Below are 22859 nucleotides of genomic sequence, written 5' to 3' on the forward strand. Positions count from 1 at the left end.
CAATCTCTTTATGCCTCATCTTGTTCAGAGTATCTTAATTTCTTTTTAAAAGTTTTTCATTTGAAATCCCGGTTCAATAAAAGGACAAAAAAAAGCCTCTAAAAGAGACTTTTAATGACTAATTTAATCAAACCGCTTACGTTTAGATGAAGAAGGGATGGAAAGCTCTAATCGATATTTAGCCACTGCCCTTCTAGAAATTTCGATATTCTTTCCTTCTAGTAGTTCAACAATTTTTTGATCAGATAACGGCTTTTTCTTGTCTTCTTGTTCAATGTACTCATTAATCCATTCTTTAATGCTCGTGCTAGAAACACCACCAGCATCTTCTGAATCATCATTTTTCTTTGGTAAAGCTGAGGAAAAGAAAGATTTTAATTCAAAAACTCCATTTGCTGTTTCAAGATATTTTCCATTTACAGCACGCGAAACGGTTGATTCATGTACGCCTATTTCTTCAGCAATTTCTTTTAAGGTGAGCGGAATAAGTGGCTTTTGGGAATCTGTAAAATGGTCTTGTTGATGTCGAACAATCGCTTTTCCTACTCGTTCAAGCGTATCCTCGCGCTGTTCCATCCCTTTTTTCAGCCAATCATATTCCCCTGTTTTTTGTTTTAGAAATTCGGATACTTCTTTTTCGTTGTTATCGTTCAATTGTTTATAGTATTGTTCCTGGAATCGAATTTGTGGCAAGAAGTTTTTTGCTATAGAAACGATCAATTCTCTACCTTCTTGTTGCAAAATCAAATCTGGAACTACATACTGAACCGTTTCTGTTTCAAATTCGGACCCTGGCTTTGGCTGCAATGTCCGCACATAATCTGCAACTTCTTGAATGTCTGACAACTCCACATCAAAGGCTTTCGCAATATTTTTCCATTTTTTATTTGCAAAATCCTCAAAATACTCATTAAGCAGATCATACGCAATATAGGGTGCATCACTTGATCTATCAATTTGCAGCAAAATACATTCCTGTAAATTCCGCGCAGCTACACCGGCTGGTTCTAGACTTTGAAGCACTTGGAGCACTTGAAAAATCTCTGTTTCTTCTCGCTTTAAATTATGAGCAACCGTTTTCAAGTCAATCGTCAAATAACCCGACGGCGATAAACTTTCAATTAAATAGAGAGCTATTTTCTTTTCAGTTTGTGATAAGTCAAGAAGCATGATCTGGTCTTGCAAGTGTTCTGAAAGTGTTTCAGAGCGGCTCACCACTTGTTCAAGAAAATCATTCCCCGCTTGTGCTGTATTTTTACGTTTTTTATAAGAATAATCGGTTGCAATATCTGCGCCCGATGTTACTTCAATTAAAGGATTTTCAAGCGCTTTTTCTTCTAAAAACGCGGTAAGGTCTGCGGCAGTGAATTGAAGCATTGCAATCGACTGCGACAATTGCTGTGTCATTGCCAGTTTCATCGTCTGCTTTTGCGCCTGTTTTTGGACAAAACTCGATTCAAGCCTCACAAAATATCCCTCCCGTTTCCAAATTCCCCTTAGCGGCAAATTACAAATTTACCTTTGCTCCATTATATCACCCTCACTTCTTTTTTGTAATGCTTTTTTGAAACGAAAGGATTTTTCTTCTTCCATTATAAAAGACCCTCTTTCTGCTTAGAGGGTCTTGTTATTTAGCGTGGTAAGTGGTTTATTGAGAGTTCATAATCAATTTTCTTTTAGTAACAGCATACGATGTAAATTAACTTACATACTCCCTTCCCTCTAGACAATTATTCGGACATCACTTTTCTTTGCGGAACTTCTTCATTATCTATTTTTTTCTTTGAAGATTTAGCACGAACTCCTATCACTTGGTCGAGCATATACCAAAGTGCAGATCGATTATTTTCGGAACAATAAGTGAAAAACTCACGATGAATTTGTTGGTGATCTACTTTACTTTCAAAATTGCGTTTTGCTAAGCTTTCTAGTGCCATCAAAACTTCATTCTGATCAAAAGCAACATCCCCAATAAAAATACTTTGAAAATCAATATAATCTCTTTTATAATGCGTTGCGAAGAAATCACTCTGATCAAATTGTGTGAAAATAACTGGCTTCTTCATATATAAAAAGTCAAAAAACACACTCGAATAATCTGTAATCAACAAATCACTTTGCTTCAACAATTTTTGTATAGGCTCTTTTTGGACAAATTGAATTTGTTCGTTCCTATCAAAGCATTCCAAAAAACCTTGAAATTCATAATGTAAATAAAATTTGCATTGAAGTTGATGTTGTTTTAAAAAACGTAGGAATTTCGGATCATTAATTAATGTGTTGAAAAATCGAAAATACGCAGATTGTTTAAAAGTATTCATTGTAGATGCAGTTTCTTCAGAATGCTGAAGGTAAGATTTCCCAGCTAAGCCTACTCGCCATGTTGGCATAATAAGAATAGTTTTCTTCTCGTCCTTCTTGTCGTTTGGTTCCAGAAGTTTATCAAAGCGAGATAAGCCCGCAGCTAGTAAATCCGATTCTTGATAGTTTCCTTTACGCATAAAGCGTTCCTTCTCATAATGATTTGAAATTAGTACTTTTGCATAATTTGTCTTATATTTTGAGAGTGGGTAGTAAACATCATTGTACGTAATGCCATGTTGGATGAAAATTCTTTGATAATTTATCAGATCGCCAAAAATATTATAGTAGGCTTCTTTTGTATAGTTAGTTGGTTTCATATAAGCATCAATATCATAAGCGTTAACAAGTTGACAGGCATTCAACAAATATAAATAATGCTTAATGGAATCCTTTTTGATAACTTTTCCATAAAGTGCCGCTTGCTCATAACCAGGGCTACCTGCTTGCCCAATATAATAATGGTGCTTATCTTGAGAAGCCGCATATTTAAAAAAGTGCGCTGCATTATCTTGAAACGTATCTCCCCGTTCCCCTATAAGCACAATGTTTTTTCGAAAGAAAAAATATGGCTTAGTCAACCAATAGGCTAAGCGAAGTTTTCCACCAACTCGCAGCTTTCTTCCTTTGAAAATTTTGTTAAATTGATATTTAAAGGAATCCCGTACTGTTGTCGCATATATAAGTAACTGCTTATGCTCTTTTTCCCAAACTAAACGAAAACTCCCTTTTGCAGCTGGATAAACCCCTTGAAATTTTCCAATCATGCCTGAAAAACGCAGAGGTAACGTGACAGTTTCCGAAGTACTCTCATCTTTTAATCGATAAGATAATGATGAAATGTTATTTTTATTCAACTTCATAAGAATTTCATGAGGTAGATCAAAAAACACACCTAGTACAGCTTCCTTTCCAACAGTGTGCAAACTATCATAACGAGGAAAGGTTTTTGCTTCGATTAAAACTTCTTTCTCATCAATTTTCAGTACCAGATCCAGCTGATTTTTCAATTTATCAAAATGTACATGTGGTAAAACGATCTCTCCAATGAGGCGAAGAGCAGTGTCTTTGTTTTCAATAAAATCAATCCAAATAGAGAAAGGATTGCTTTCTAGCTTTGCAGTTACTCTCGTTCTTCTTATTGGAATCATAATTTTCTGGTTTTTCACACGTAGAAACTCTGTTGTAAAGTATCCAGCCTTAAAAGTTTCCCAATCTTCTTCATAAAGGCTATAATATAGCCATTTATTCTTGGTTGTAATGAATGATGAGATAAGAGGAAAAGGAACCTGTTGATACAGAGTGGTCAAGCGATTAAATAATTCTTTTTTTTTGCTTTTCCGTGAACTGACTAAAGTTTCTTTCAAAAGCATTTAAAAAAGCCATTATATGTTCTTGCGACAAATTGACAAATTTCTTCTTTCATTTTAGGTGTCGCTACTTGAATTTCTAATAAATGCTCATTTACAGTTAAATGATCCAAGAAATTTTGCGGGTTAAGAAATAATTGATCCATGATCGAAGAGGACTCCTCTCTTTTTCTATATCTGTAAACCACCTTATCTATCAGACCTATTTTCTTGGCCTTTAACATTAAAGGAATAATTGCAAAAGCATCTTCAAAAGTCATACCTTCAGGAAAAGAAAACTGCTGATTTTTTAGCCACTCCGTTCGAAATAATTTATTACATGGGGAAGGACAATGAATAGCTTTCGTACCGTTTGTTCCAAGGTCAAGGATATAATCTCCAGAACCAAATAGACTTTTCCACACATAATTTGGGGTTTGAGCCGGAAACATCTCAATATCCCCCATTACAATGTTCAATGAATGTTTATTGATAAAGTTCAACATTTTGAAACATGTGTAAGGATATAGTTGATCATCAGAATCCACAAACATAAGAAATGGGGTCACTGTTAGTTGAATTCCCATGTTCCGAGCAGCAGCAACTCCTTTTCCTTTGTTTTTATAAACATGGATATTCGGATAATTCTTGCTCGCCTTTACACAAATATCGTAACTTTTATCTTCAGAATGATCATCAATTAAAATAATCTCTAGGTTCTCATAAATTGACTGGTTAGCTAAAGATTCAACACAAGAGGAAATGTATTTTTCAACATTATACACAGGGACAATTATCGTGATTTCCTTCTCCACATTTTTCTCTCCTTTTTGTTTTTCTCAGTTGTTAAAAAATTATTCACAAACCATCTGACATCCACATACATCCAAAGCATTTTGTTTTTAAGCTAAAGATATTTTCTAAACCGATTTGTTGCAAAAACCTTAGATTTACGAAAAATAAATTTAGCAGTAGTCTATATTCCCTACTTTTCCAATTCTATCTAACCTTCTTTCTCCCAACTTCCATACTCATTTTAGCAACAACCACTTTTTTTCATCTGTGACTTTGTTTCATTTACAAACTATTTTCAAGGCATTTTTTTTGTCAATATACAGCTTTTGAAAATTTATAGCATACAAAAAAGAAGTAGGAGCTTAGAAATTTCATTTCTTTATTCCTACTTCCTTATCTTCTTAAGGTTAAAGTATCCAATTTATTCTTTAGCGCGGTAAATGGTTCATAAAATTTTGGTAAGCAAATCCTTCAACTTCTTGCTTGCCAAAATGATGTTCCAAAACAGCAATGAAATCTTGAAAATCCGAAGCATTTTCAAGGCCTTTTACATGTGATGGAATTCCATCAAAGTCTGATCCAAATCCAATATTTCGAATCCCACCAAGTTCTGCGATATGTTCAATATGCCGTACCACATCTTCCATATCCGCCGTGCCACTTTCCGTTGTGAAAAGTGGATGGAAAATCACATGAATCATAGCGTCTTTTTCAATCATTGCTTTAATTTGGTCATCATTTAAATTACGTTTATGTGAACAAATTGCTTTTGCACTTGAATGACTAGCGATTGGAAATTCTGAAATATCCATGACATCCCAAAAACTCTTCTCACTTAAATGTGAAACATCTGTAAAAGCTCGGTGTGCATTTAAACGTTTTACAATTTCTTTTCCAAAGCGAGTTAATCCTGCACCGCGTGTCTCTTCAATCCCATCTGCTGCAAGATTGGCATTATTCCACGTTAAGCCTACTGACAGAACGCCGCCATTTAGCAGTTGCTCCAACCGTTCAATATCTTGCCCAATTGGTTCAACTCCTTCAAGAGTCAAAGCAGCTGCAATTTTCCCTTCTGGAAGTGTTTCCAAATCCTTCCATTTTTTAAGTGGCTTGATGACACCATTTCGATGCAATACATGTTGCTTAAAAATATTGCTTTGTTCCACCGCTTTTTTCCATTTCTGCTCAACCGGAACCTCTGGATCTAAGAAAATGGCAAAACTTTGCAGAAGCATTTCCCCTTCCATCATCCGCTCAAAATTCACATCAAGTTCTGGAGAATCTTGAAATGTAATTCGTCCTTTAGCTTGTTGCAACTTATAAAGCACATCGCAGTGCATATCCACAATTTTCACTTGTTATTTCCTCCTTCAAACAGCGATTTCCCTTCAAGTCCCAACAATTTATTTAATGTTGCTCGGTGCCATTTCCTTCCAAAAACGTGCTTACTGACCAAATATGTCCCAGCTTCAAGCGACTGTTCTTCTGTGAGCGCTTGAATTTTCAGCTGATAAACAAGGTTTTTCTTGCCAATTTCCACCTTGTGTAGCTTTTCTTTGGCTAAGTAATGCATTTCTGCTTCTCCCATTTTAAACTGGAAAGTAAACATACCCACATCCGTAAATGCAAGAACGAGCGTATGTCGCGTTCGCATAGTTGGCCCTGCATAAAGTAAATCGATGTCGTTCACTACAAGCTCATTTTCCCTAGCAAAGTCATAAATTTCTTTTTCAAGTCGTTCTTTTAAGCCCAAATCTTACCACCTTTTTCTCGTTCACACGTATTTAACACTTTTCTTCAAAAATAGTTTTTTAAACCTGAATATCCAAATAAGAATAAGCTCGAACATCAAAACGGTTACGACTGCGCGAAAACTCAATCGGCCTACCATCTTTTTGATAAATAACTTGTTTAATTTCAAGAATTGGGTCATGTTCTCCGCAATTTAAATATTTCTCGTCATACGCAGAACTTTTATCTGCAGAAATCGTTCGGTAAGCGCCCGCAAATTTAATTCCTAGTTCTTTTTTCAAATAAGAATAGATCGAGTGGCAAATGTGATTTTTTGTAAGCCCGGGAACCAGATCTACTGGCATATAAGTATGCTCTAAAATGAATGGTTCTCCGTCCAAAATCCGGAGCCTGAGAATATTGTAAACCGGTTGACTGTCACTTACCATTAGCCTTTCTTGGATTACTTCATCCGGGAATTCCACGGTAAACTGAATGGGTTCACTCACAAGATCATGGTTCGTGTTTTCAAAATCATTACTAAGACCCTGGTAATCTTTTAAATAAGATAGATTTTTGTCTTTAAGAAACGGATGATTTAAAATTTTAGTTCCCGATCCGCGCTGTGAATACACCAAACCTTCCATCGTCAAAATATTGATCGCTTTTTTGATCGTCATTCTGCTCACACCAAACTCATCCACTAAATCAACTTGGTTTGGCATGAAACTATCAGCTGGATATTCGCCGTTTTGGATGCGTTCTCGTAATATATTCGCGATTTCTTCATATTTTGGCACCTTCTTCACCTCCATTTGAGTATAACTGAATCCGCCAATTTCCTCAATCTAAAATAGTAAAGAAAATCGCTTCTCTCCTGATTCAGCCTTACTTTTTTGTAACGATGAAAACTTCATGAACCATTTACACGAAGTTAACACGTTCTTCAATAAAGCCTAAAACTCACCTACTATACTAAAAAACAAGGAGGGGTTACATATGAAAAAATGGGTGAAAGTAACAGGAATTGCAGTTGTTGGAACCAGTTTACTACTCACAGGCTGCCAGTCAGATAAAAAAGCGAGAACAAGCGAAAAAAAACATAACCTCAGCGCAGATGATAGCTGGCGAACAAATCAAACTAGATGGCGCTGTTAACGTCCGCGACTTAGGAGGATACAAAACTACTGATGGCAAGAGGATTAAATCGCATAGACTAATTCGTTCAGCAGAACTTTACAAGTTAACCGGGGAAGACATTCGCAAATTAAAAGGCACTTATCGACTGCATCAAATTGTAGACTTTCGGACAAATAGCGAGGTGAAAGAAAAGCCTGATCCACCTATCCAAGGCGTTCGCTATACACATGACTCGATTATGAAAGACAATGGCGCTTCAACAAGCATGGCTGATTTAACAGCTAGCTTATCAAAAATGGACAATCCTGAAACCTTTTTAATTCAAGCTAATCAAAGTTTTGTGACGGATGAACATGCTCGACAGGCCTATAAAGAGTTTTTCAATATCTTGCTCAAAAACGATAAAGGTGCCGTTTTATGGCATTGCACAGCCGGAAAAGATAGAGCCGGATTCGGAACCGCACTCGTTCTTTCAGCGCTTGGGGTTCCCAAGAAAACGATTATGAAAGATTATTTACTTTCCAATAAGTATCGTGCTGCTGAAAACAAAACAGCGATCGAGGAAATTTCCAAGCAAACCGATGATTCAAAAGTGATCAACGGAATGAAAGCTATCATGGATGTGCGTGAAAACTATTTAGATGCTGCCTTTACGGAAATCAATGAGCAGTATGGTTCAATGGAACGCTTCCTAAAGAATGGACTCGGCCTCACGAATGCCGACCTCATAAAATTGAAAAATAAATATTTGAGCTAAAAAAGAAAACAAGACAGTTAAACCTCGCTTCCAGGTTCCTGCCTTGTTTTTATTTTTAAAATCGGGTTTTCTTTTTGACGATCAAGTGCGCGCAAGAACGGATACCAAATGAGTGCGACGATGAAAAAGTCGACAACTTGAAGAGCTCCGCCAAGCCAAGAGTTTGTTGCAAGTACGCCACTTGCGACGATCGGCACTGTCCACGGAACAGACACTCCCGTAGGCGGTGGTACAATCCCTGCTGCCATGACAAGATAATTAAGAGTGGTCACAACAAGCGGTGCGAGCACCCACGGGATAAGAATCGTCGCATTAAGTACAATCGGCAAGCCAAAAATAACTGGTTCATTGACGTTAAAAATACCGGGAGCAAGTGCGAGTCGGCCAATATCCTTGTACTGCTTTTTCTTAAGAACAAAAGCGAGTAATACAACTACGGCAAGAGTCATACCTGAACCACCCAAACCGACAGTAAAAGTCTCCATAAATGGTTTTGTAATGATATGCGGAAGCTCTCGTCCGTGTTGATAAGCTTCTAAATTATCAAGCATCAATGTATTCCAAATCGGGTCCATGACCGAGTTAACAATAATTTGACCATGCAATCCGAAAAACCATAAGAATTGAACCAAAAACAATGCCAATAAAGTTGCTGGTAAACTGCTTCCAAGACCGGTTAATGGTTTTTGGATGATTTCATACACAACATCATGCAAGTTCGCATGGAAGACACCCGTCATGACTGCATTAATAATGAGAAAAACAGACAAAGTTAAAACAGCTGGAATCAGTGCAGAAAATGACTTCATAACAGCCGGTGGCACTCCTTCTGGCATTTTGATTTGCCATCCTCGCTTAGTTACCCGACAATAAATTTCAGCCGCAAGAAATGCTGCAATCATGCCGATAAACATTCCTTTCGCGCCGAGCCGATCGAGGGCAAGAACCCCGGAGACTTCCTCCCCACCTGCCGCAGTAGCTACAAAAGGTGTCAAGATTAAAAAACTGGCAAATGAAACTGCCCCGCCAAAAATCCCCTCTACATCATAAGATTTAGATAAATAATAGCCAATACCAAATGTCACAAAAAGCGTCATAATACTCATTGTTGCATTTTGTCCATTTCCCAAAAGCTCCGTTAACATCGCCTTTGTGCTATCACTTAGAAATGGCAAATTTGTAATGACAACAACAATAGAACCAAACATTGTGAGCGGAAACGCCAACATGAAAGCATCCCGAAGTACTGATAAATAACGATTTTTTCCGAGTGCATTCGCAAGTGGCAATATCTTCTCCGACAACTTATCCATAAATCCATTCATACCTTCACCCCATTTTTTGAAATCGATTACATTTAAAATGTATCATCATTATTTTTAAATGTCCAGTCATTTAGTAAAAAGGATTGATTTTTAGCAAAAAGGTCGTTATGATAAGTAGTAAGAAGAGCATTAAATAAAAAAGAAGTGCCTTTTCACTTCTAGCGGAAGGAAGAACAGACATGTTAGGTGCAATTGAAGCAGGAGGAACAAAAATAGTTTGTGCAGTAGCTTCGAAAAACTCCATCACACAAATTGTGGAACGCATTAGCATCCCAACAGGTACGCCACAAGAAACCTTACCTAAGATCATTGCTTTTTTTAAAAACTACGAAGTCGAAGGTATTGGAATAGGGTCATTTGGACCAATAGATGTTGATCCAAATTCTCCTACATATGGATTCATTACCAATACACCAAAGCTTGCTTGGAAAAACTTTGATTTTCTTGGCACGATGAAACAAACATTTGATGTCCCTTATTTTTGGACAACAGATGTCAATGCAGCCGCTTTTGGTGAATTAAAATACGGCGCGGCTACTGGAAATGAAAATTGTATCTACATAACCGTCGGAACAGGAATTGGCGGTGGAGTTGTTTTAAATGGGAAAGTAATGGAAGGAAAAGGGCATCCTGAGATTGGACACATCTATATTAATCAATTAGCAAGTGACCCTTTTGAAGGCCATTGTCCTTACCACAAGAATTGCTTAGAGGGTCTAGCAGCCGGCCCCGCAATTGAAGCGCGCGCTGGCAAACCCGCACAAAATATAGCAGCCGATGATCCAGCTTGGAAACTGGAAGCTCACTATCTGGCTGAGGCTTGTGTCAACTACACCCTTTCGTTCTCGCCTGAAAAAATTATTTTCGGTGGCGGGGTTATGAAACAAGCACATTTATTTCCGCTTATACGAGACAAGTTCATGGAGCTACTAAACAATTACTTGCCAATCAAGCAAGTAGATCAGTACATTGTCCCTTGCGCCTTGCAGGATAATGCTGGAATTGTGGGCTGCTTGGCGCTTGCTGAGGAAGCGTTAAAATCAATAGATAGAAGAACTAATTAACTACCAGCTCAAATATCGATAAGAATACTATCTACCGTTTTGCTTGCTTTATGTTCATTTTCATATAAAAATAAGCCCTGACTTTTGTCGGGGCTTTATTTCCTTATTTTACTTTTTCATTGACCATCAGGAGACACCTGATCGATATCCTTTATTTTGGAACCATTCAACCTCTAAAATCTCGGAAGTTTTTCCAAAATTTCGTAACCGCAGTACTAGTTCCTAGCAGAACTTTTCTTTTGCTGGTTCTTTTTTGATTAAATTCCGAATTTCTCTTATCCCACCAAACGTACTATACGATGATAAGAATTTTTGCTATGAAAATCATAAATAATAAAGAATCTATAATAATTAAATACTATTATTCATTTGCTTTTTCTCAAAAATTTATATAACCAGATAATTAAGACTAGAGGAACGCCAATTATTACTAAAAAAAACACCTAGGGTAAAAAGAGAGTCCCAAATAGTAAGTGCCTCGCCTAATAACATTATATAACACCTCTTTCTTCATACAGGCAATCAAGTTTCTTATTATTTTATTTACAGAATTCCACGTAAGCAAGATCGTCCTCTTTACTTTTATACTGCCACAAATACACAAAAGTAACAGTAAAATGGAGCATTAAAAAACATCTTACAAATGGCGAAAACGCTTGGCAAAACTTAATCTATCACCATTTATAAGATGTTTTTCAATTTACTTCTAACGCCCTCGGAGGGAATCGAACCCCCATTTTAAGAACCGGAATCTCACGTGCTATCCGTTGCACCACGAGGGCAATTTTTACCGTACGATTAATTATTATAGCCGAAAAACCTGCTTTTTACAAGTTTTATTCCAATTTCAAAGCCTTTCATTTGACCTACTTTGACCTTTGTTATATGATATAATCATTACATGAGGGAGAGTCTTTCTCTCGTTCTAAATTATTGCTATTCACAGGAGGAATCTTGATATGAATTTAATCCCTACAGTTATTGAACAAACAAGCCGCGGCGAACGTGCTTATGATATCTATTCTCGCCTTTTAAAAGATCGCATTATCATGCTTGGCTCTCCAATCGACGACAATGTGGCTAACTCAATTGTATCTCAGCTACTATTTCTTGATGCACAAGACCCTGAAAAAGATATTTTCCTTTATATTAACTCACCTGGTGGAAGCATCTCTGCTGGAATGGCGATTTATGACACCATGAATTTCGTCAAAGCAGATGTTCAAACAATCGGAATGGGCATGGCAGCTTCAATGGGTTCGTTCCTTCTTGCAGCTGGTGAAAAAGGAAAACGATTTGCCCTTCCAAACTCAGAAATTATGATTCACCAACCACTTGGTGGCGCTCAAGGTCAAGCGACTGAAATTGAAATTGCTGCTCGTCATATTTTGAAAATCAAAGAACGTATGAACCAGATTTTATCTGATAAAACAGGTCAACCACTTGAAGTCATTGCACGGGACACAGATCGCGATAACTTCATGACCGCAGAACAAGCTAAAGAATACGGCTTAATCGATGATATTGTCGTTAATAAAGCTGCTTTAAAATAAGTTATACGTTTTGACCTTGCACCTTATACAGGTGCAAGGTTATTTTTATGCACAATTATGCGACTATGTATCACTTCTTTTTTGTAAATGTCACAAATTTTTTTAATTATTTTTCAATTTAGTCTTTCTTTTTTAAAAAAATTTACTGTATAATAACTTCTAAAATTAAATAAAAAGGAGAGATTTTATGGCAACAATCGCAGCATTCCTGGCGGTCATGGTCGCTATCTTCGTTGGTGAGTGGGTTTCCACTTGGACGAAGGCACTCATCCCGTCACTTTTCATCACTTCGGTTATTTTCATCATTGGTTATTGGACCATTTTCCCGAAAGACCTTGTCGAAAAAGCTAGTTTCGGCGTCAACTTTGCGAGTATTTGCGTACCGCTTCTATTAGTCCACTTAGGTACCAGCATGAATTTAAGACAACTTGCAAGACAGTGGAAAGCAGTTGCCATTAGTCTCCTTGGCGTTTGCGGAACGCTTCTGCTGACGCTTACGATCGGGAGCTTTATTTTTGATCTTCACACTGTTTTAGCCGCTGTTCCTGCCATGGTTGGTGGAATCGTATCCGCCCTCCTAATGAGTGACAGTTTAAACCAAATCGGCTTAACTTCACTTGCTACATTGCCGGTCTATATGATTATGTTCCATGGGATTTTTGGCTATCCAATCACTTCAATCATGCTCAAAAAAGAAGCACGACGTTTACAAACTAATTTCCAAAGTGGTAATATTAGTCAAACAGATTCTTTAGAAGAAATTGATGAGGAAAATTCCAAAAAATTCATTGAAAAACTGCCAAACGACTATAAAACAGGTGCATTTATTTTAGCACGTGTTATACTAGTAGCATTAATCGCTTTTGCGGCAAGTCAGTTAATTCATAATTTTATTAATTTCAATATCTTATGTTTACTTTTCGGCGTTATTTTCTGTGAACTCGGTTTCCTAGAAAAAAATGCGCTTCACAAAGCTGGAGTTTTCAATTGGCTAATTTATGGCTTAATTGCTTACATATTCATGCAGCTCAGTACTTCTACTCCAAAAGGATTTATCTCCTACATTCCTGAGATTATCGTTTTGCTTGTTCTAGGTGTCATCGGAATGTATCTTGTTTCATTTTTATTGTCAAAATATTTGAAGCTTTCGAAAGAAATGGGTTTTGCCGTGGCACTCACTTCACTGCTTGGCTTTCCAGCCGACTATATCTTAACTAACGACGTGATTAAGGACGTGTCGAAAGATCCAAATGAAGTCGATTACCTGACCCAAAATATGCTTCCTCCAATGCTTGTCGGCGGGTTCACTACCGTTTCGATCGCTTCAATTATTATCGCATCAGTTTTCATAAAATTTATATAGAAAGTAGGATGAAACATGACAAAAACAAAATTCAAAAATGCACAAGTTTTTACAGGAAACGGGGAACAATTTGAACAAATTGATTTTGGCGTTGACGAATCAACCGGACGTCTCTTTTTCGATCTTGAAAACCACAGCTTCGACGCCGAAAAAGACTTAAGCGGTCACTTTGTAATGCCTGGTTTAATCAATTGCCACACTCACGTGGTTCTTGATCCATTCTTCAAAATCGGCGGTCTTTCAACTGTTTCAAGTAAAGAAGCTGAGGCTGTTCGCGGAACCTTTATCGCCCTAGATAACATTCAAAAATCTTTAAAACATGGTGTTACCTACCTTCGTGATTGCGGTTCTTCATTCGATATCGACTTGAAGCTATCTCAACTTGAAAAAGAAGGTCATTTATTTGCTCCGGGAATCATTGGTTCTGGTCCAGCACTTGTCATGACTGGCGGTCACGGCGTTGAACTTGGACTTGAAACAGATGGCCCTGATGAAATGAGAAGAAATGCGCGGAGAAATATCAAAAACGGCGCAAGAAATATCAAAATGATGGCTACAGGTGGTGTAAGTGTAGATGGTGAAAAGCCAACTGATGTTCAACTTAGCGAAGAAGAAATGCGCGTAGCCGTTGAAGAGGCTCATCACAAAGGCTATACAGCTTGTGCGCATGCCCAAGGCACAGAAGGCATCAAAAATGCGATTCGAGCAGGGGTCGACTCCATTGAACACGGCGTTTATCTCGATGATGAAGCGATCCAAATGCTTCTTGCACATGACACCTTTGTAGTTCCAACATTGATTGCACCTTACGCTATCAACCAACATCCAGATGTACTACCTGAATTCATGGTTGCTAAATCCGTAGAAATATCGGAAGCTCACTTTGAAAGCATCGGAAAAGCTGCAAAGGCAGGTGTCAAACTAGCACTTGGAACTGACTCAGGCACAGCTTATAATGACTTTGAAAACAGCGCTGCCTTCGAAATGGAGCTGATGGTTCGAGCTGGTGTTACACCACTTCAAGCCCTTCAAGCATCTTCCAAAAATGCAGCAGAACTCTTGAAAATCAATCAAGAAACTGGAACTCTTGAAGATGGCAAACTAGCAGATTTCCTTGTTTTAAAAGAAAATCCTCTAGAAGATATCCGAGCTGTCCAAGGTGAAAAAGATGTTTATAAAAAAGGAAGACTTGTTTAAAAAAAGAACTCCCCAATGCTAATGCATCGGGGGGTTCTTTTTAAGCACGACTATATTGAACAGGTCCAGCTATTTCCTCGCCAAGTTGAATAGCTGCTTCCCTCGCAAAATATGGATTACGAAGCAACTCGCGTCCAAGAAAAATTAAATCTGCACGTCCATTTCCAAGAATCTCTTCTGCTTGAACAGCATTCGTAATAAGTCCCACTGATCCAGTTGCAATCCCAGCACCTGCTCGAATTTGTTCAGCAAATGGAACCTGATAGCCAGGATAACTTTTTGGTGCAACAGGAACTAACCCGCCACTAGAAGTATCAATGAGATCTACTCCATCTGCTTTCATCCATTTTGCAAATGGAATATAGTCTGTTGCTGTTAAGCCACCATGTGCGTAATCATCCGCAGAAATCCGGACAATGACAGGACCATCCCAAACTTCACGGACAGCTTTAATTATATCACTTAAAATCCGGTAACGATTCCCAGCTGGGCCACCATAAGAATCTTCTCGCCGATTTGTAAGCGGCGAAAGAAACTCATGAAGCAAGTAACCATGTGCAGCATGAATCTCAATAACATCAAATCCTGCTTCTGCCGCCCGGTAAGCTGCTCGTTTAAAGTCAGCTACTAATTCCTTAATTTCTTCACCAGAGAGCTCTTCTGGCGTACCATATTTCTCGCTAAAAGGAATTGCTGAAGGTGCAACAATTCGACCTTCAAGTTCTGATTTCCTACCTGCATGTGCAAGTTGGATGCCTGCTTTTGCATCATGATAGTGAATGCCGTCAGTAATTCGCTTAAGCATCGGGATTTGTTCATCATTCCAAATTCCAAGATCATTTGCTGAAATTCGTCCAATGGCTTGTACTGCTGTTGCCTCAGTAAAAACAAGACCTGTTCCACCAGCAGCACGTGACATGTAATGAGTTAAATGAAAATCCGTTGCAATCCCATCTTCTTTTTCAACAGAATACATGCACATTGGCGACATTACAATCCGATTTTTAAGTGTTACATCTTGTAATTTGTAGCTAGAAAATAATTTCGACATTAAACTCGCATCCTTTTCCTTGTTTTTTAATGTTCAACAACATGGAGCCCTACTTGCGATGGCGTTTCCCCATTTCGCATTCTCTCAGCTATCTGGTCAATCTTGCGTAATCTATGATTGATTCCTGATTTTGAAATGGGCCCCGCACTGATCATTTCCCCGAGTTCTTTAAGTGAAACATCTTCATTTGTCACTCGCAGTTCAGCAATTTCACGTAACCGTTCTGGGAGAGCATCTAGCCCCACTTCCGCTTGAATAAATTTAATATTTTCAATTTGGCGGACTGCCGCGCTAATCGTTTTGTTCAGATTAGCCGTCTCACAATTCACCAACCGATTTACTGAATTTCGCATATCTCGCATAATACGCACATCTTCGAAATGTAAAAGTGCAGAAGTGGCACCAATAATACTAAGAAACTCTGTAATTTTTTCCGCCTCTTTTAAATACGTAATGGAGCCATTTTTTCGTTCCAACGTCCGTGCATGGAGCCCAAATTGATTCATCAAGTCACAAATCGCTTCATTATGCTCCGAATAAACCGAAAAAATTTCCAAATGATACGAAGAAGTTTCCGGATTATTTACTGATCCACTTGCAAGAAATGCACCACGAAGATAGGCCCGCTTCGCACTTCTTTTTTTCACAAAGCCTCTGTCAATTGTTTTAATAAATGTGAAAGAATCCTTTAAAATATGCAGATCTTCTAAAATTTCACGTGTTTTCACTTTTAAGCGAACAATATAAACATTATTTTTTTTTCAATTTCATTTTTCTTCGTACTAAAAGCTCGATCGGAATATCGTAAAGCCTTTTAAGTAGCTGATACATCCGTCTTGCAGTTGCGGCATTTTCAGTCTGAACATCTGCGACTAGAGCGCCATTTGAAATGGAAACTGCCCCATTCATGCGGATAAAAGCAGCAAGTTCCGGCTTCGCTTCATCATCCGTCACTTCGAAATGCGTTAATTCTTTTTTTTGTTTCTGAAGCAAATGACACTTCACTCACTCCTTTTCTTTATAATTCGGTAGCAAATTTAGAAGTGCTGTAGCCACCTTTTCTCCGTCATGGCGAACAAGTCCATCCTCGGTCGAGAGAAAATCATGATAAATAGCCTCAACACCCAACTTGCTGATTCCTGCAGCGTCATGTACGACTTGTGCAACTTCATCAGGAAATAGCAACTCATGTGGCACTTTCTCCGTGTTGATCAATGTTTTTGTGATAAACGGCTCGCCGACATGTTCCTGAATCACACGAATATGATCCGCATCGCTAAAATAATCAGTCTCTCCTATTTGCGTTAAAATATTGGTTATATAAACTTTTTCAGCTTTTGAATTTATGACAGCCTGAGCAATTCCTTTTACAAGCAAATTCGGTAAAATACTCGTATACAAACTACCTGGGCCAATTACAATCAAATCTGCTTCCCGAATCGCCTGCGTCGCCGTCTCGAGTGGTTCCACATTCTCTGGCTCAATAAAAGCGCGTTTGATCGGCTTTTTTTTGTAGTGGAATAAGCGATTCGCCTGTAACAATATCCCCATCTTCCATTTCAGCTTTGAGAATAAGCGGTTTATCCGTAACAGGAATTACTTTCCCACGAATTCTTAATACTTTCGCTAAAACATCGATCGCATCCACATAACTTTCGTTTAATTGTGAAAGTGCAGTTAAAATTAAATTCCCAACCACATGACCCGAGAGATCACCGTCCACCGTAAACCGGTACTGAAACAAATCCGTCAAGCGCTGATCCGCGTTTGAAAGAGCAATCATGACATTCCGAATATCCCCCGGCGGCAAAACGTCCATCTGCTGTCTAATTTTCCCCGAGCTTCCGCCATCATCAGCAACCGTAACGAGCGCAGTCAGATCGATTTTTTTTCTTTTTTTAATCCTTTTAAAACAACAGGAATTCCTGTACCTCCGCCAATCACGACTACTTTCGGCATTGCATCCCTACTCATTTTAACTTTCCTTTCTGCGCTTCATATCACGGTGTGAAATAATCGTTTCGTATTTGGGCTTCAAGGCCTTACCAATATATTCAGTAAGCGCTACAGAGCGGTGTTGCCCACCTGTACATCCAATCGCGACAATAAGTTGTGTTTTTCCTTCCCGCTTATAAAACGGCAATGTGAAATTAAGCAAATCAAGTGTTTTATCAAGAAACGTTTCCGTTTCTGGCCACTTCATGACATAATCATAAACTTCTTTATCCTTTCCTGTTAAAGGACGCATCTTGTCAATGTAATGCGGATTCGGCAAGAAACGAACATCAAACACTACATCGGCATCAAGCGGCAATCCATATTTAAATCCAAATGACATCACTTGGACGTTAAAAATATCTCTATCTTCCGCCTTAAATTCTTGGTTGATTCGGTCACGCAATTCACGCGGTGACAAGCGCGAAGTATTAATAACGAGTTGCGCACGGCCTTTCAAATCGCTTAAAAAGTTCACGTTCAGATCGAATCCCTTCAAGAACCGATCCATTTGGTTCAAGCGGATGATGCCGTCTTGATTCTTTATAGCGCGAAACGAGCACTTGGTCGTCCGCTTCTAAAAATAAAATTTTTGTTGTAATAAAAGATGTATTATCAAGATCATCGAGCGCCGAGTCAATCGAATCAAAGAAATCGCGGCTCCTAAGATCCATAACGAGCGCAATTTTATTCATCTTCCCTGATTCTTTCATCAGTTCCCAAAATTTAGGAAGAAGCGAAGGCGGCAAATTATCGACACAAAAGTATCCTAAATCTTCTAACGACTGCATGGCAACCGTTTTTCCTGCCCCACTCATCCCAGTAATAATGACTAATTGTAATTGATTAGAAGCCAAAATTCCACGCCCTTTCCATTTTAGCTATTCTTTTATTGTACCACATTGTGATGAAGAAAGAATGAAAAAGAAGCTCCAAAATCTGAAGCTTCTTTCCTTATCTTATCCTTCCACTTGCTCTAAAAGCGCATCACGAACACGCGTCAATTTATCCAAGCTTTCTTCCGCTGTTTTCCCTTTAATGCTGAAATAGAATTTGATTTTCGGTTCCGTTCCAGATGGACGAAGACAGAACCAAGAACCATCTTCTAAATAAAATTTCAGAACATCAGCACGCGGTAGTGCAATCGCAGCCGTTTCACCAGTGGCATACGTCGTCTCACTGCGTAAATAATCTTCCGTTCGACTGATTTTTTCACTGCCCATACTTGTTGGCAACTGTTCACGAAAACGTGACATCAGTGCTTTAATTTGTTCTGAACCATCTTTCCCACTTAATGTGAGCGACACAAGATCATCCTTATAGTAGCCAAATTGCTCGTAAAGCTCTTCTAACTCATCAAACAGCGTAAGCCCTCGTTCTTTGGCATCGAGCATCACCTCAGAGATGGCAAGAACTGCCTGAATGGCATCTTTATCTCGTGTAAAGGCCTTCACCATGTAACCATTGCTTTCTTCATAGCCAAATTCAAATTCGTTTGAACCCGTTTCTTCAAAGCGTTTAATTTGTTCTGCAATGAATTTAAAGCCGGTTAAAACTTCAATCATCTCTGCACCATAAAATTCAGCGATATCTCGGCCAAGATCACTTGTCACAATGGATTTTAATACTGCTGCATTTTGTGACAACTCACCTTGCTTTTTCTTTTGTTTCAACAAATAGTTTAAGATTAACGCACCAATTTGATTCCCTGAAAGCACATCAAACTCACCTGACTTCGTCCGAACAGCCACACCAAGTCGGTCAGCATCTGGATCCGTTCCAACGAGAATATCAGCTTCCGTTTTTTCACCATAAGCAATCGCAAGACGGAAAGCTTCACGATTTTCCGGATTAGGTGACTTGACCGTTGAGAAATCAGGATCATTAATAAATTGTTCTTCTACTTTCACAATATTTGTAAACCCAACACTTTGAAGCGCTGGCACACCTAGAATTCCACCTGTCCCGTGAAGCGGTGTAAAAACAATCTTAATATCGTTTCCCTTTTCACGAACAAGCGCTTGATTCACAATCACTTCTTTTAGTTTATCAAGATATGGACGATCCACTTCTTCACTAATCACTTCTAACAAGCCTTTTTGTTTTCAGTATTTCCAAATCTTCAATTTGAACTGAAAAAACATCTTGAATAGCATTCATATATTCCGTAACTGCATTTGCACCCTCAGGAGGCATTTGTCCACCATCTTCTCCGTAAACCTTGTAGCCATTATATTCTGGCGGATTATGGCTTGCCGTGATCACAATTCCACTAAAACAGTTTAAATAGCGTACTGCAAAAGAAAGCTCTGGAGTCGGGCGGAGCGCCTCAAACACATAACTTTTAACACCATGTTTCCCGAGAACAGCTGCACTTTCAAATGCAAATTCACGTGACATATAGCGCGGATCATAGGCAATTACAACACCACGTTTCTTCGCATCTTCCCCATTTTCAGCAACAAAACGAGCCAAACCTTCCGATGCCTTTCGAATCGTATAAATGTTCATCCGGTTTGTTCCTGGCCCAAGCACACCACGCATACCAGCTGTACCAAATTCCATATCCCGGTAAAAACTATCTTCAAGAACTTTTTCGTTCTGAGCTTCTTCATCTAATTCTTTTCGAAGTTTTTCATCTAAATCCGAATTATCGAGCCATTTCTGATATTCAACTTGCCAGTTCATAACTAATCTCCTCTCAAAAACCCTCGTTTACTTTTCATTTTTATCATCATAGCCGTTTGGATGCGTCGAATGCCATCTCCAAGCCGCGCCAATAATATCTCGCATATCCGTATGCTCCGGTTCCCATCCTAAAACTCGTTTTGCCTTCTCGCTTGATGCAATGAGCGTACTTGGATCCCCAGGACGCCGTGCTACAATTTCATCTGGAATAGCTTTTCCAGTTACTTCACGCGCAACTTCAAGCATTTCCTTCACTGAATATCCCTTATTGCTTCCAAGGTTAAAGATATTACTTTCTCCACCATTTTTCAGATATTCAAGCGCTAAAATGTGAGCTTTCACTAAATCGACAACATGGACATAATCTCGGATGCAAGTTCCGTCTTCCGTCGGATAATCATCCCCATAAATCATCAACTTCTCACGCTGTCCAAGAGCCACTTGCAAAATAATCGGCACAAGATGAGATTCCGGATTATGATCCTCACCAATCGAACCATCTTCTTTCGCTCCCGCTACATTAAAATAGCGTAGCGCCACATAACGTGTTCCATAAGCAAGATCACACCAGTGCATCATCTTCTCCATCATCAATTTCGAATCGCCGTATGTACTTTCTGGCTCCGTACGCATCTCTTCTGTAAGCGGCACCTTCTCGGGCTCCCCGTAAGTAGCAGCTGTTGAAGAAAATACAATATGCTTCACGCCAAACTCTTCCATCACTTCAAGCAAAATTTGCGTCCCATAAACATTATTATTCAAATAGTCTAGCGGGATTTCCATCGATTCCCCGACAAGCGAACTTGCCGCAAAATGAATCACCCCGTCAATTTTCTCCTTACGAAATACCTCTTGCAAGAACACTTTGTTGCGAATGTCCCCCTCATAAAAAGTAGCTTTTTCATGTACCGCTTGTCGGTGTCCCGTTTTTAAATTATCAACAATAACCACATCATAGTTATCCGTTATCAACTGATCTACTGCATGTGAGCCAATGTAGCCAGCTCCCCCAAGAACAAGAATGCTCATCTCATTTCCTCCTCGTACTTTTTTACATTTATATCCATTCTACAACAAATCGTGTGCTTCGTCATGTGAATTCGCTAAGAACTCCACTTTATTCACAAATTCGTCATTTATCTTTCGCTTTTGCTCAGCAAAAAAAGCTGGAATCCTTCGATTCCAGCTTTTCCTCTTCCAATCACAACTTCCCAGTTACCCATAATCCGAGTTGCGATAAAATGGCGCTTCCAAGGTAAGTACCAATAAAAACGAAAATCGCAACAATTGCTACTTTCCAAGAAGTCTTCGATAAATCAATCAAGTGATCCGCAACTGAAATTCCAGCAAACGCCAAAATCGGCGTCGTAATTGACAAGAAATCCACAGCTGCAATCGCTTGAACGAAGAAATTCGATGACAAGCAGAAAATAAGTGAAACAAGTGAAACCCAACCAAGCACCGGGAAACTCTTCAAAATATTAACGGGTACTTTTTTCATGATATCCGAAACAAGAATCCCAATAAATGAAAAGCCCCATAAAACAAGGAGTCCAATGATCGTATTCATTGAAATTGGCGTTCCTTCAGGATTTTTCCACAACTTCACTTGTTGTGTAAATAAAATTAGAGCAATACTCAAAAGTAAAACTAAACCAAATTTAATGTATTTATGCTGAAGTGCTTTGTTAGACACCTTGCTTCTCCCCTTTCCTTGTTAAAACTCGGTACATGAATCTTTGTAGCGGAACCGCCAAAAAGACCATCGTATAAGTTCCCAAAAAGCTTGTTAAAAGCTGACTTGCCGCAGCAAAAGATAAAATCGTGCTGCTTTGATCAGGAACTTGAGCTGCAAGAGTTGAAGAAGCTGCGGTCATCATGCTGGCTGAACCGACCCCAGAGCTCATCGCAAGCGCTCGTACATCGAAGCCAAGATAAAGTAAGAACGGTGCAAAAACACTGAAAAAGGATCGCTCCAAAAAGAGTCCCAATTAAATAAATCGACAAAACACCGCGGCCTTCTGGCGAATTGAGTGTATATTTCTCAGAGATATAAGCGAGTTCCCCTTCACGCCCAAGACCGAGTGTTGCCCCAATCGCTTCACGGCGAAGACCAAGCATTAGCGCGATCGGAAGACCGAGCAAAACAGTTCCCAAATTTCCAAGCTCTTGGAAGATAAAAACCCAACCAATGCTGAAAATTTCTTTGATATTCGGAGCTACATCTGCCCCGTAACGTGCCATTAACGGCAACATAATATAAATTAAGTACTTTCCAGAAAACCCAACATTTTCCTTGCTATAAATTCGTTTTAAAATCCCTTTTCTAAAATAAGGAATACCGAGAATCATCCCGATTATGACAGCAAAAACGAGTGGAAGAATCGTAATCGTTACTTTCCCCATTTTCACTGGCACAATTCCTATTAATTCCGAAATCGTAATGATCACTAAAACAGTCGCTAACAAATAAATAAAATTCTTTTTCAT

Annotated in this window: 14 protein-coding genes, 1 tRNA gene and 6 pseudogenes; 5 read left to right on the top strand and 16 right to left on the bottom strand. The window is 38.8% G+C overall.

What is annotated here, in order from left to right; genetic code table 11:
- Nucleotides 1-123 precede the first annotated feature (123 nt).
- The 6 genes from rpoN to MAQA_RS08395 form a co-directional block, all read right to left on the bottom strand.
- Nucleotides 124-1467, bottom strand: a complete 1344-nt coding sequence (rpoN, locus tag MAQA_RS08370; RefSeq protein WP_036073072.1) for an RNA polymerase factor sigma-54 — start codon at nt 1465-1467, stop codon at nt 124-126.
- 263 nt (nt 1468-1730) lie between these two features.
- Nucleotides 1731-3734 carry a CDP-glycerol glycerophosphotransferase family protein gene (locus MAQA_RS08375; RefSeq protein ID WP_036073073.1) on the bottom strand — a complete coding sequence of 668 codons (2004 nt, stop codon included), beginning with the start codon at nt 3732-3734 and terminating at the stop codon, nt 1731-1733.
- A complete protein-coding gene (locus tag MAQA_RS08380) occupies nt 3725-4525 on the bottom strand; it encodes a glycosyltransferase family 2 protein (protein WP_036073077.1) in 801 nt (266 codons plus the stop codon). The genes MAQA_RS08375 and MAQA_RS08380 overlap by 10 nt, the downstream gene beginning before the upstream one ends.
- Nucleotides 4526-4933: 408 nt before the next feature.
- Nucleotides 4934-5845 (bottom strand): dipeptidase, encoded by a 912-nt coding sequence (locus MAQA_RS08385; protein ID WP_420911941.1) that lies wholly within the window; start codon nt 5843-5845, stop codon nt 4934-4936.
- Between the two features lie 11 nt (nt 5846-5856).
- The gene (locus tag MAQA_RS08390) at nt 5857-6258 is read right to left on the bottom strand and encodes a hypothetical protein (RefSeq protein WP_036073082.1); all 402 of its coding nucleotides are present in this window, start codon (nt 6256-6258) and stop codon (nt 5857-5859) included.
- 58 nt (nt 6259-6316) lie between these two features.
- Complete coding sequence (locus tag MAQA_RS08395) at nt 6317-7036, bottom strand: GntR family transcriptional regulator (protein ID WP_036073086.1); 720 nt, start codon at nt 7034-7036, stop codon at nt 6317-6319.
- A 199-nt stretch (nt 7037-7235) separates the two neighbouring features.
- On the opposite strand from MAQA_RS08395, the pseudogene MAQA_RS08400 reads away from it, so the two are divergent.
- Nucleotides 7236-8133 (top strand): annotated as a pseudogene (locus MAQA_RS08400) (tyrosine-protein phosphatase).
- Between the two features lie 17 nt (nt 8134-8150).
- On the opposite strand, the gene celB reads toward MAQA_RS08400, so the two are convergent.
- Entirely contained in the window at nt 8151-9458 is a 1308-nt protein-coding gene (gene celB, locus MAQA_RS08405; RefSeq protein ID WP_052008545.1) for a PTS cellobiose transporter subunit IIC, read from the bottom strand.
- Nucleotides 9459-9637: 179 nt separating this feature from the next.
- On the opposite strand from celB, the gene MAQA_RS08410 reads away from it, so the two are divergent.
- Nucleotides 9638-10522 carry an ROK family protein gene (locus MAQA_RS08410; RefSeq protein WP_036073089.1) on the top strand — a complete coding sequence of 295 codons (885 nt, stop codon included), beginning with the start codon at nt 9638-9640 and terminating at the stop codon, nt 10520-10522.
- Between the two features lie 710 nt (nt 10523-11232).
- Here the strand turns inward: MAQA_RS08410 and MAQA_RS08415 are convergent.
- Nucleotides 11233-11304 (bottom strand) — tRNA-Arg (locus MAQA_RS08415).
- A 177-nt stretch (nt 11305-11481) separates the two neighbouring features.
- Between MAQA_RS08415 and clpP the strand changes: the two genes are divergently transcribed.
- The 3 genes from clpP to MAQA_RS08430 all read left to right on the top strand — a co-directional run bounded on the left by clpP (nt 11482) and on the right by MAQA_RS08430 (nt 14635).
- Complete coding sequence (gene clpP, locus MAQA_RS08420) at nt 11482-12075, top strand: ATP-dependent Clp endopeptidase proteolytic subunit ClpP (RefSeq protein ID WP_036073092.1); 594 nt, start codon at nt 11482-11484, stop codon at nt 12073-12075.
- A gap of 187 nt (nt 12076-12262) precedes the next feature.
- Nucleotides 12263-13438 carry a hypothetical protein gene (locus MAQA_RS08425; protein WP_036073094.1) on the top strand — a complete coding sequence of 392 codons (1176 nt, stop codon included), beginning with the start codon at nt 12263-12265 and terminating at the stop codon, nt 13436-13438.
- Between the two features lie 15 nt (nt 13439-13453).
- A complete protein-coding gene (locus MAQA_RS08430) occupies nt 13454-14635 on the top strand; it encodes a metal-dependent hydrolase family protein (protein WP_036073096.1) in 1182 nt (393 codons plus the stop codon).
- Between the two features lie 40 nt (nt 14636-14675).
- Here MAQA_RS08430 and namA read toward each other — a convergent pair whose 3' ends face one another.
- The 8 genes and pseudogenes from namA to MAQA_RS08470 all read right to left on the bottom strand — a co-directional run bounded on the left by namA (nt 14676) and on the right by MAQA_RS08470 (nt 22859).
- Complete coding sequence (gene namA, locus MAQA_RS08435) at nt 14676-15686, bottom strand: NADPH dehydrogenase NamA (RefSeq protein WP_036073098.1); 1011 nt, start codon at nt 15684-15686, stop codon at nt 14676-14678.
- A 26-nt stretch (nt 15687-15712) separates the two neighbouring features.
- Nucleotides 15713-16686, bottom strand: a pseudogene (whiA, locus tag MAQA_RS08440) (DNA-binding protein WhiA).
- A gap of 5 nt (nt 16687-16691) precedes the next feature.
- Nucleotides 16692-17660 (bottom strand): annotated as a pseudogene (locus tag MAQA_RS08445) (YvcK family protein).
- A 1-nt stretch (nt 17661) separates the two neighbouring features.
- Nucleotides 17662-18538: pseudogene (gene rapZ / locus MAQA_RS08450) on the bottom strand (RNase adapter RapZ).
- A 102-nt stretch (nt 18539-18640) separates the two neighbouring features.
- Nucleotides 18641-20369: pseudogene (locus MAQA_RS08455) on the bottom strand (phospho-sugar mutase).
- 27 nt (nt 20370-20396) lie between these two features.
- On the bottom strand, nt 20397-21398 hold the full coding sequence (gene galE / locus MAQA_RS08460; RefSeq protein WP_036073100.1) for a UDP-glucose 4-epimerase GalE: 1002 nt from the start codon (nt 21396-21398) through the stop codon (nt 20397-20399).
- A 172-nt stretch (nt 21399-21570) separates the two neighbouring features.
- The gene (locus MAQA_RS08465; protein ID WP_036073103.1) at nt 21571-22065 is read right to left on the bottom strand and encodes a hypothetical protein; all 495 of its coding nucleotides are present in this window, start codon (nt 22063-22065) and stop codon (nt 21571-21573) included.
- Nucleotides 22058-22859: pseudogene (locus tag MAQA_RS08470) on the bottom strand (DUF3100 domain-containing protein). The gene MAQA_RS08465 and the pseudogene MAQA_RS08470 overlap by 8 nt, the downstream one beginning before the upstream one ends.

This window comes from Listeria aquatica FSL S10-1188, from assembly GCF_000525795.1.
In the GTDB taxonomy this organism is placed as follows: Bacteria; Bacillota; Bacilli; order Lactobacillales; family Listeriaceae; genus Listeria; species Listeria aquatica.

Bases quoted from the DNA above. Each gene is read 5' to 3' on its own strand.
- MAQA_RS08375 (WP_036073073.1), bottom strand. From the start codon at position 3,734: ATGCTTTTGAAAGAAACTTTAGTCAGTTCACGGAAAAGCAAAAAAAAA.
- MAQA_RS08385 (WP_420911941.1), bottom strand. From the start codon at position 5,845: ATGCACTGCGATGTGCTTTATAAGTTGCAACAAGCTAAAGGACGAATT.
- celB (WP_052008545.1), bottom strand. From the start codon at position 9,458: ATGAATGGATTTATGGATAAGTTGTCGGAGAAGATATTGCCACTTGCG.
- MAQA_RS08410 (WP_036073089.1), top strand. From the start codon at position 9,638: ATGTTAGGTGCAATTGAAGCAGGAGGAACAAAAATAGTTTGTGCAGTA.
- clpP (WP_036073092.1), top strand. From the start codon at position 11,482: ATGAATTTAATCCCTACAGTTATTGAACAAACAAGCCGCGGCGAACGT.
- MAQA_RS08425 (WP_036073094.1), top strand. From the start codon at position 12,263: ATGGCAACAATCGCAGCATTCCTGGCGGTCATGGTCGCTATCTTCGTT.
- MAQA_RS08430 (WP_036073096.1), top strand. From the start codon at position 13,454: ATGACAAAAACAAAATTCAAAAATGCACAAGTTTTTACAGGAAACGGG.
- namA (WP_036073098.1), bottom strand. From the start codon at position 15,686: ATGTCGAAATTATTTTCTAGCTACAAATTACAAGATGTAACACTTAAA.
- galE (WP_036073100.1), bottom strand. From the start codon at position 21,398: ATGAGCATTCTTGTTCTTGGGGGAGCTGGCTACATTGGCTCACATGCA.